The following is a 6,036-nucleotide window of genomic DNA, read 5'->3' on the forward strand; positions in this document are numbered from 1 at the left end:
CAACAAAAAAGCCACCTCAAGGTGAGGTGGCTTCTTCGTGGGTGGTGATGGTAATCGCTTCAGCAATCAGCACATCATCAACCTATTTGGAGAATGTTTTACCTGGCATCGAGCTATTTTCTCAGGGGGCTACCCCCCAAATATCGTCGCCGCTGATGCGTTTCACAACCGAGTTCGGGATGGATCGGAGTGGGACCACACCGCCATGGACACCAGGATAGATAAACATTCTCAAGGGATGAACCCTGAGAACTGCATAGGATCTGCAACTAAAGCTGCACGTCTGAATCAAACAAAGAAATGAGTCTTCAGGCAAGAACCAAAATGTTGGTCAAGCCCTCGGTCTATTAGTACTCCTCCGCTGCATCCATTACTGGACTTCCACGTAGAGCCTATCAACGGGTGTTCTTCCCGTGACCTTACTGGGTTACCCCATGGGAACACTCATCTTGAGGTGGGCTTCCCACTTAGATGCTTTCAGCGGTTATCCACTCCGCACATGGCTACCCAGCGTTTACCGTTGGCACGATAACTGGTACACCAGAGGTGCGTTCCTCCCGGTCCTCTCGTACTAGGGAGAAATCCTCTCAATGTTCCTGCGCGTACACCGGATATGGACCGAACTGTCTCACGACGTTCTGAACCCAGCTCGCGTACCGCTTTAATGGGCGAACAGCCCAACCCTTGGGACCGACTTCAGCCCCAGGTTGCGATGAGCCGACATCGAGGTGCCAAACCTCCCCGTCGATGTGAACTCTTGGGGGAGATCAGCCTGTTATCCCTAGAGTAACTTTTATCCGTTGAGCGACGGCCCTTCCACTCAGAACCGTCGGATCACTAAAACCGACTTTCGTCCCTGTTCGACTTGTAGGTCTCACAGTCAAGCTTCCTTCTGCTTTTGCACTCGTCAGCTGATTTCCAACCAGCCTGAGGAAACCTTTGTGCGCCTCCGTTACCTTTTAGGAGGCGACCGCCCCAGTCAAACTGCCCACCTGATACTGTCCGCTCCCCGGATAACGGGTGAACGTTAGAACCCTAGCTCTGAAAGAGTGGTATCTCACCAGTGACTAACTCATAGCCGCAACCATGAGATCAACGTCTCCCACCTATCCTGCGCATTCAGAGCCCGGGCACAATACCAAGCTACAGTAAAGCTTCATAGGGTCTTTCTGTCCAGGTGTACGTAGTCCGCATCTTCACAGACAATTCTATTTCGCCGAGCCTCTCTCCGAGACAGCGCCCTGATCGTTACGCCTTTCGTGCGGGTCGGAACTTACCCGACAAGGAATTTCGCTACCTTAGGACCGTTATAGTTACGGCCGCCGTTCACCGGGGCTTCAGTCGCCAGCTTCGCTTACGCTGACCGGCTTCCTTAACCTTCCGGCACTGGGCAGGCGTCAGCCCCCATACATCGTCTTGCGACTTAGCGGAGACCTGTGTTTTTGGTAAACAGTCGCCAGGGCCTCTTCACTGCGACCACCTTGCGGTGGCACCCCTTCTCCCGAAGTTACGGGGCCATTTTGCCGAGTTCCTTAGAGAGAGTTACCTCGCGCACCTCGGTATTCTCTACCACCCCACCTGTGTCGGTTTCGGGTACTGGCAGTCATGCCTTAACGGGTATAGAGCTTTTCTTGGAAGCTTGACGTCACCAACTTCGCTGCCGTAGCAGCTCGTACTCACGCCTCAGCTCGGAACGTTTTCACCGCTCCTCAACGCCTCGAACGCTTGAACCAGTAACCAACATCTGGCTTGGCTAGCCTTCTCCGTCCCTCTTCCCAAAACATGACCGGTACAGGAATGTTGACCTGTTATCCATCGACTACGCCTTTCGGCCTCGCCTTAGGTCCAGACTAACCCTCCGCGGACGAGCCTGCCGGAGGAACCCTTAGGGTTTCGGTGCATGGGATTCTCACCCATGTTTTCGCTACTCAAGCCGACATTCTCACTTCTATGCAGTCCACGCCCGCTCACGCTAACGCTTCGCCCCACATAGAACGCTCCCCTACCATAAAAATCCGCAGCTTCGGTACAACACTTAGCCCCGTTCATTTTCGGCGCAGGATCGCTCGACCAGTGAGCTATTACGCACTCCTTTGAGGATGGCTGCTTCTAGGCAAACCTCCTGGTTGTCTATGCAATCCCACCTCCTTTATCACTTAGTGTTGATTTGGGGACCTTAGCTGGCGGTCTGGGCTGTTTCCCTCTCGACCATGGAGCTTATCCCCCACAGTCTGACTGCCTCGCTACACACAGGGTATTCAGAGTTCATCTCGATTTGGTACCGCTCTCGCAGCCCGCACCGAAATGGTGGCTTTACCCCCCTGCTGGAGCACGAGACGCTACGCCTCAACGTATTTCGGGGAGAACCAGCTAGCTCCGGGTTCGATTGGCATTTCACCCCTAACCACAGCTCATCCGCTGACTTTTCAACGTCAGTCGGTTCGGACCTCCACTTGGTATCACCCAAGCTTCATCCTGGCCATGGTTAGATCACCCGGGTTCGGGTCTATAAACACTGACAAACGCCCTATTCAGACTCGCTTTCGCTATGGCTCCACCATTTCCGGTTTAACCCGCCAGTGCCTATAAGTCGCCGGCTCATTCTTCAACAGGCACACGGTCACCCTATAAGTAGGGCTCCCATTGCTTGTAGGCTCACGGTTTCATGTTCTATTTCACTCCCCTCCCGGGGTTCTTTTCACCTTTCCCTCGCGGTACTGTTTCGCTATCGGTCACACAGTAGTACTTAGCCTTACGAGGTGGTCCTCGCGGATTCACACGGAATTTCACGTGCTCCGTGCTACTCGGGATACAGCTAGCTCAGTTCAGTTTTCGGTTACGGGGCTTTCACCCTCTGTGGCGTGCCATTCAAGCACTTCTCCTAACTTCCCTGATACACGTTGCTGTCCCACAACCCCGATACTCGAAAGTATCGGTTTAGGCTCTTCCCCGTTCGCTCGCCGCTACTTAGGGAGTCGTTTTTACTTTCCTTTCCTCCAGCTACTAAGATGTTTCAGTTCGCTGGGTTGGCTCGTGCCAGCCTATGGATTCAGCTGGCCGTATTAAGGGTTGCCCCATTCGGAAATTCCCGGATCAAAGCGTGCTTCCAGCTCCCCGAGACTTATCGCAGGTAACCACGTCCTTCATCGCCTCTGTGTGCCAAGGTATCCGCCGTGAGCCCTTTGTAGCTTGACCAATTAACCTCCTGAACGCTTACCGCCGTTGAAAGCAGATTCTCAAGTTTTTATTGCTAAAAACAAGATCAAACTCTGATTGGCTCGACACCAATCAAAGAACGTTCAAGAGTCTCGGCTCTTGCTCAAAAGAATTTTCATTGTTCTAGATCCAATCTCCCTTTCAGAAGATCAGATTCAAAACAATGCATCTGTAAGATGCTTTGTTTTTTCCAGACTCACCTATGCAGTTGTCAAGGTTCTGCTAGAACTTCAAATCAAATCATCAATTGCTTGATCATCTGATCCGAGCCCAGCATCTTATCAACCAAATTCAAGGCTTTAACCTAAAACTTGGAATGACAGGAAGCTGGGGTCATCCAGCGGACACATCTAAATCACACTCCAATCGAGCTCAACTCCAAAAAATTGGAGATGGGAATCAAGTTCGGTCAGTGGAGGTTAGGAGACTCGAACTCCTGACATCCTGCTTGCAAAGCAGGCGCTCTACCAACTGAGCTAAACCCCCAACACCGAATGGGCCATCCTGGACTTGAACCAGGGACCTCACCCTTATCAGGGGTGCGCTCTAACCACCTGAGCTAATGGCCCAGGAGTCTCATCCCTTTTGGGGTGTGACCTAGACAAAGTTTAGGAACTGAAAATCTCCATCAAGCAATCAACATTGCTGCTGATCCTTAACTTCAAAGCTGAGGTACCGATCGACCTAAGGTGACAGGATTTCGGCCTAAGAATAAAAGTACTCAGGCATCAAAATCATTGTGTTGTCTCCCTGTTAGGAGGTGATCCATCCGCACCTTCCGGTACGGATACCTTGTTACGACTTCACCCCAGTCATCAGCCCCACCTTCGACGTCCTCCTCCACAAGGGTTGGAGTAACGGCTTCGGGCGTGGCCAACTTCCATGGTGTGACGGGCGGTGTGTACAAGGCCCGGGAACGTATTCACCGCAGTATGCTGACCTGCGATTACTAGCGATTCCGCCTTCACGTAGGCGAGTTGCAGCCTACGATCTGAACTGAGCCACGGTTTATGGGATTTGCTTGTCCTCGCGAACTTGCTGCCCTTTGTCCGTAGCATTGTAGTACGTGTGTAGCCCAGGATGTAAGGGGCATGATGACTTGACGTCATCCACACCTTCCTCCGGTTTATCACCGGCAGTCTCTCTAGAGTGCCCAACTAAATGCTGGCAACTAAAGACGTGGGTTGCGCTCGTTGCGGGACTTAACCCAACATCTCACGACACGAGCTGACGACAGCCATGCACCACCTGTCACTGCGTTCCCGAAGGCACTCTCCTGTTTCCAAGAGATTCGCAGGATGTCAAACCCTGGTAAGGTTCTTCGCGTTGCATCGAATTAAACCACATACTCCACCGCTTGTGCGGGCCCCCGTCAATTCCTTTGAGTTTCACACTTGCGTGCGTACTCCCCAGGCGGAACACTTAACGCGTTGGCTACGACACCGAGGGGGTCGATTCCCCCGACACCTAGTGTTCATCGTTTACGGCCAGGACTACAGGGGTATCTAATCCCTTTCGCTCCCCTGGCTTTCGTCCATGAGCGTCAGTGATGGCCCAGCAGAGCGCCTTCGCCACTGGTGTTCTTCCCGATATCTACGCATTTCACCGCTACACCGGGAATTCCCTCTGCCCCTACCACACTCAAGCCCAACAGTTTCCACTGCCATGATGGAGTTAAGCTCCACTTTTTAACAGCAGACTTGAAGGGCCGCCTGCGGACGCTTTACGCCCAATAATTCCGGATAACGCTTGCCACTCCCGTATTACCGCGGCTGCTGGCACGGAATTAGCCGTGGCTTATTCATCAAGTACCGTCAGATCTTCTTCCTTGATAAAAGAGGTTTACAGCCCAGAGGCCTTCATCCCTCACGCGGCGTTGCTCCGTCAGGCTTTCGCCCATTGCGGAAAATTCCCCACTGCTGCCTCCCGTAGGAGTCTGGGCCGTGTCTCAGTCCCAGTGTGGCTGATCATCCTCTCAGACCAGCTACTGATCGATGCCTTGGTGAGCCATTACCTACACCAACTAGCTAATCAGACGCGAGCTCATCCTCAGGCGAAATTCATTTCACCTCGCGGCATATGGGGTATTAGCAGCCGTTTCCAGCTGTTGTCCCCCTCCTGAGGGCAGATTCTCACGCGTTACTCACCCGTCCGCCACTAACCCGAAGGTTCGTTCGACTTGCATGTGTTAAGCACGCCGCCAGCGTTCATCCTGAGCCAGGATCAAACTCTCCGTTGTAGATCATTTCCTCTTAGACGTTCTCACGTCCTCAAAATGATTTGCGTCACCCATTACTCAGTGAAAACTGGCAACAGTTGAGGCCTCCTTTTGCTGACACAAAAGGGTTCTTAAGAGTGCATCTCTAGATTTCTCTTTCAATGACTTTCCGGGATCTCAGATCCGGTTGTTGCTCCACAATTCGCACACCGGCAACAAGAGAGCTCGTGAAAACCCTCCCGTTGCAGCGAATTGCTTCAGCGCAACGAAATTTTTTGACGGGACCTCACACCTTCATCGCTCTTTCATTCGGCCCCTCACCTCACCTCTCGGCTCGGCTCAGAACCAAACGCGATGAAAGCGTCAGTTCCTAAACTTTTCAATTGTCCAGGTGCGACCACACTGTTCCTCACTCCCTCTCAGGAGATCGGTTGGTTGGTCTTCGCGGCCTCTCGCGACCGCTTGAAGAACTTACAACACCGTGGGATCGCTCCCTCTTGGTCTCGTAAGCCGCCTCAGACACATCAAGACATTCGCCTCAAGCGCTTCGGCTTGCGCGCTCGCCTCTCGGCTCCCGCGCAAGACAAAACCATAACACCACA

General features: G+C 52.8%; 2 tRNA genes and 3 rRNA genes. All 5 read right to left on the reverse strand.

The window, feature by feature from the left end:
• Positions 1–100 precede the first annotated feature (100 nt).
• Positions 101–217, reverse strand: a 5S ribosomal RNA gene (gene rrf, locus DXY33_RS11870).
• A gap of 110 nt (positions 218–327) precedes the next feature.
• Positions 328–3,195: ribosomal RNA gene (locus DXY33_RS11875) — 23S ribosomal RNA — on the reverse strand.
• Between the two features lie 434 nt (positions 3,196–3,629).
• A tRNA-Ala gene (locus tag DXY33_RS11880) sits at positions 3,630–3,702 on the reverse strand.
• 9 nt (positions 3,703–3,711) lie between these two features.
• Positions 3,712–3,785 (reverse strand) — tRNA-Ile (locus DXY33_RS11885).
• Positions 3,786–3,969: 184 nt separating this feature from the next.
• A 16S ribosomal RNA gene (locus DXY33_RS11890) occupies positions 3,970–5,455 on the reverse strand.
• The 16S, 23S and 5S rRNA genes sit together here with 2 tRNA genes alongside, the layout of an rRNA operon.
• Between the last annotated feature and the right edge of the window lie 581 nt (positions 5,456–6,036).

It is taken from the genome of Synechococcus sp. N26 (genome assembly GCF_900473975.1).
Classification (GTDB): Bacteria; Cyanobacteriota; Cyanobacteriia; order PCC-6307; family Cyanobiaceae; genus Parasynechococcus.